The organism is Rhizobium ecuadorense, assembly GCF_001187535.1.
Taxonomy (GTDB): Bacteria; Pseudomonadota; Alphaproteobacteria; order Rhizobiales; family Rhizobiaceae; genus Rhizobium; species Rhizobium ecuadorense.
On sequence record NZ_LFIO01001786.1, the window covers coordinates 1 to 288 of the forward strand.

Annotated in this window: 1 protein-coding gene; it reads left to right on the forward strand. The window is 59.4% G+C overall.

The genetic code is table 11. The annotated features are described in order from the left end of the window. Nucleotides 1–106: 106 nt before the first annotated feature. Nucleotides 107–288 (forward strand): aldo/keto reductase (locus AF337_RS36045; protein WP_160320418.1); only part of this gene is annotated, 182 nt, incomplete at its 3' end.

The following is a 288-nucleotide window of genomic DNA, read 5'->3' on the forward strand; positions in this document are numbered from 1 at the left end:
AGGAAAATACCTGACGGCGGTCGGATCGCATGAGATCGGCATGCGATCGCCTCAGGGCGCGCGTCGTCGATAGCTCTTCAAATCAACCTGAAAAGAGGAGAAGCAAATGATCAAGCGCACACTCGGCCAGGGCCTGGAGGTCTCCGCTTTGTCGCTGGGCGCCATGGGCTATGGCAAGGCCCGCGAGCTCCCCGACCGAATGGAGATGATCGACCTGCTTCGCACCGCTGTCGAACACGGCATGGATTTCTTCGACAACGCTGAAGTCTACGGCCCCTGGACGAACGA